Source organism: Actinomycetota bacterium (assembly GCA_041658625.1).
In the GTDB taxonomy this organism is placed as follows: Bacteria; Actinomycetota; JAHEXW01; order JAHEXW01; family JAHEXW01; genus JBAZZW01.
The window spans coordinates 1-4,079 of sequence record JBAZZW010000006.1 but is presented as its reverse complement, the minus strand read 5'-3'; the positions used below and the strand labels follow the sequence as shown (position 1 = coordinate 4,079).

Below are 4,079 nucleotides of genomic sequence, written 5' to 3'. Positions count from 1 at the left end.
GCATGAAGAAGCTCAGGACCGGCACACTGGCTCCTCTACGTCGGGTGGTCAACATGAAGGCAACCCTGAACAACAACAACAAGTAACGCGAGACGGGAGTGAGCCGCTGTGCCGGCTCACTCCCACCCTTAAAAGGAGGCGGTAGGTGGCAGAATATCTCAGACTACATAACAACTTCCGAGTGCTCAAGTATGACACGTACCTATGCCTGTTTAATAATAAAACTGCGGCGGAATTTCTTCTGGACAGAGAACAGGCTGAGTTGATTTATCTGCTCGATGGAACAAGAACCACGGATAATGTTCTGTCGGAGTTTGACAAAGAAAGTCAGGAAACAGTCAGGACGTTCGTGTCGAAATTAAGCTCGGAAGGGTGCCTCGAATCGATCGCGAATCCTCAAAAACGAATCATCGATTTACCGTTAGTACAGCCATATCTTGAGGGGGTCCTTTTCGACATAACCTCGCTGTGCAACCTCCGGTGCCACCATTGTTACGTCAGCGATTTTTATAAGGAGAAGCGCGGCAAGGACTTATCGCTTGATGAAATATATGGAGTGCTCGATGATTTGGCGGCAATGAATGTGCGAGATGTTGCCGTAACCGGCGGAGAACCGATTCTTCGGGATGATATCAGAAAAATAATTGAAGGAATTGTCGCACGCAACATGCGTTTAGGCTCGTTTTTTACCAACGGCCTGGAAATTGAGAAGGACTTCGTCTCATTCATTTCGTCGTTGCCGCAATTCACCCGGATCTATATCAGTCTGGATGGTTTAACGCCATATTCCCACTCCATGATTCGTGGCGGAGATGTAAACAGTAACGTGACCCACGCCGCCGCAATCAGAGCAATCGAAATGTTTGCCAGCGCGGGAGTTCCCGTTACCATAAATACGAGTTTGCACCAGAAGAATTTGAGCGAGCTTCCCGCGATGTATCAGCTGCTGAAACGGATGAATGTTTCTCAATGGAGAATTGCGGTTCCTAAGCCAATCGGGAGATACAAAGAAACACAACCGGAGTTGAAACCGCAATGGGACAATGTGCTAGCGGCCTACGCAGCATTGCTCGACATCCATCTTCAGGACGTTTCGGTCAGCAACGAGGGATTTACGTCTCCAATTGAGGTGGAATTCGAATTGCTTTTCAGGACCGAAATAGTCTATAAAAAAATCAAGTTCTATCAGCCCGGCGACATAGCCTGCCTCTACCACAAAAACCGCTGCTCCATTAAGGCTAACGGCGATGTTACCCCCTGCGGTTATTTTGATTACATCGTGGCGGGCAACATTCGTGAAACTCCTATTCAGCAAATTTGGATCAGTAATAAGATGCAGTCGGTAAAAACAATGAAAATCGCGGAAGTCAGTGAATGTAAGGATTGCCCATCATTGGCAATTTGCGGAACCGGATGCCGGGCAGTTGCGCATCGGCTCACCGGAGATATACGCGCCAAGGATGAATATGCCTGTGCGCAAGTAATCAAGTTTCACAAAGAGGTCGTTACCCCGCTATTTGAGAAATATGGCTTTTCTGTTCGTGGTTCAGCGGAAGTCGAAGACATCTTCACGGATTCATGATACATCCAATCAACCCGGCTATGCCAGAAAAAGCGTCAAAACAAAATGACTCAAATAATCTCAGGGCAACCCAGCGTAATAAACGCGAAGTTGCCCTTTTTTTCTTTCCCTTTTTCTTTTATACTTATAATAGCTATGGAAAAACCTTATAAATACATTGCCAAATATTTCGATTTATTGATGCCTGATTTTTGGTATCGTAAATGGTTTAATTTTGTGAAAAAAATATTGCGGCAGAAGAAAATCAATCCGGCGCTTATAATCGACGCTGGTTGCGGCACCGGGCGGCTTACAAAGCTACTCGCTGCACTTGGACCGGTGATCGGCTTTGATCGGTCTGCTGAAATGCTGAAAATTGCCAGGAAAAAATATCCGCATATTAAATTTATCAATAAATCATTTCTTGATTTTTGTCTTCCCGATGAAAAACGAGCGGATTTGATTGTTTGCGCTTTCGATTCACTAAACTATACCAGCACGGCAACCGAGCTGCGGCAGATATTTAAAAATTTTTATAACAACACGAGGAAAGGAGGATATTTGTTGTTTGACTTAAACGGTGAAAAAGCGTTTGCCTGGAATAAAAAACTGATTAAGAACACGAGAATATTCAAATTTGACAGCACGACTGTTATTTGGAAAAACTATTTTTACCCGAGACGCTGGAAAGCTATTTTTGAAATTCAGAAACCGACAAAAAAAGGCAAGGCCGTTGTATTTACTGAACAGCACGAGGAATTCTATTATTCGTCCAAAACAATATTAAAAATACTTTCGGAGACAGGTTTTTTGCATTCTCGGGCATATAGGGATACGGCGTTCCACCGTCCAGGCAAAAAAAACAAGCGATATTTTTTCGTTGCTCAAAAATAATCCCATTTGATTCATATATCAGTATATAGCATAAGAAAAAGGGCTCGTGCGGTAGACGCGCGAGCCCTTGGTTTTTTTGTCTCCTTTCTTTGGGAGATTTTTTTGCTAAATGAGCGTGGCGGCCGATTTACCCCGTTATTTCAGTAATGGGGTTTTACATATTAATGTTTATCGGACGCTGTTGTTTGGTGCTTTATCTCCAGCCAACGACGTTGGCGCGGACGTAGGCCGTGGTGGAGCCCGAACGGGCTTGCCAGGTGTCTTCCATGGTGCCCGTGAGCGAGGTGCCGGAAGGATCAACCACCCAGGTCTCGCTATGCGTGCGGAGCCAGGTCGGATCGTTGCCGCCCCAGGACCAGAAGTAGACCAGATTCCCATTCACCGTCCCATAGCATGTGCTAAAGAGGGAGCTGGCGTAGGTTACCTGGAATCCATTTTGAGACAAAGTGCGAACGGAGTTGTCTTCCGTGCCGACAGGGATGAAGACTGCTCCGTTGTCGTAGCGGCTGTCGTAGACAGTTGTCTGTAAATTCCAGGCAGTTCCACTCATAATCATCGGGGCTTCGTAGGCGGTATTGAAACCGGAGCCGGAGACGTTCGTCTCCATATTCCCGATGTAAGTACCGGGGTTGCCTCCTAGAATGTTGAGGACGCCTCCGGCTTGAAGATTGAAGACGTTGTTGTCGGTCGTGTCCGTAAAGGACAGGGGATGGCTTCCGGCGGTGTTTACATTTGGCAGGAGGATCAACTTATAGCCTCCAGCCGGCCCGAGGTATGGGTAGGCCTGGACAGGACCGCTGGCATCAATGCGGTTCTCCAATATGTTGTTGAGGAAAATCAAGAGGGAGTTACCGGACGACATATAGGTGTTGATTGCAGAATTGTCAACCGGCGGCGTGATGGTGTAGGTGCCGGTGGCTATCGGCGAGTCAATCCAACCCGTCTTGTAGGCAATCGCCTTGATGGTCGTTGACGAACTCACCGGAATTGGAGCTGAATAGAGTGTTGCGGTTGAGGATGTCGGGATCGAACCGTCGACCGTGTAGCGGATGCTTGCACCGGACGACGTCGTGGAAAGCGCGATGCTTTGGGCGCCGATGTAACTGCCGGGTGCGGGAGTGAAGGTTGGTGCTGAGACTGTGCCGGTGGTCACGTTGTTGCCATCATCTCCTCCGCCTCCGCAGGCGACGAGGGTGAAGGAAAAAACCAGTACGAGCAGATACAGCAGTTTCCGTTTCATTTGAATCCTCCTTGGCAGTATGTGCCGGTTTGTATTGTTGGCGTCAGTTCATCTAAAGACTATTATTTCTGAATCCCTGCCTACGCAGGGATGACAAGGGGATTTTTTAGCTAATTTTAGTTGTCAACGTGCAGGTTTATATAAAAAATGGTGATTAATTATCATAGCAAATTTTGCTAATTATGTCAATGGCTGGGTATGGCGATAATTTTATGGTATAATATCAATAATGTTAATAACTATTTTAGCATAATTATTATTTTAAATCTTCTTTATGAATCAGCCAACTATCAAAACTGCTTTTAAATTAATCGTGGCAATAATTATTACTTTCGGCCTGTCGCTTGCCCTGCAATCCATTTTAGCTGATGTTAATTGGCAAAA

General features: G+C 46.2%; 3 protein-coding genes. 2 read left to right on the top strand and 1 reads right to left on the bottom strand.

Going from position 1 to position 4,079, the window contains the following annotated elements; genetic code table 11:
- Window positions 1-145: 145 nt before the first annotated feature.
- Both WC891_08980 and WC891_08975 read left to right on the top strand, forming a co-directional pair.
- The gene (locus WC891_08980) at window positions 146-1,582 is read left to right on the top strand and encodes a radical SAM protein (protein MFA5868067.1); all 1,437 of its coding nucleotides are present in this window, start codon (window positions 146-148) and stop codon (window positions 1,580-1,582) included.
- Between the two features lie 135 nt (window positions 1,583-1,717).
- Window positions 1,718-2,455, top strand: a complete 738-nt coding sequence (locus WC891_08975) for a class I SAM-dependent methyltransferase (protein ID MFA5868066.1) — start codon at window positions 1,718-1,720, stop codon at window positions 2,453-2,455.
- A 193-nt stretch (window positions 2,456-2,648) separates the two neighbouring features.
- On the opposite strand, the gene WC891_08970 is transcribed toward WC891_08975, so the two are convergent.
- Window positions 2,649-3,695, bottom strand: a complete 1,047-nt coding sequence (locus WC891_08970; protein ID MFA5868065.1) for a chitobiase/beta-hexosaminidase C-terminal domain-containing protein — start codon at window positions 3,693-3,695, stop codon at window positions 2,649-2,651.
- Window positions 3,696-4,079 lie beyond the last annotated feature (384 nt).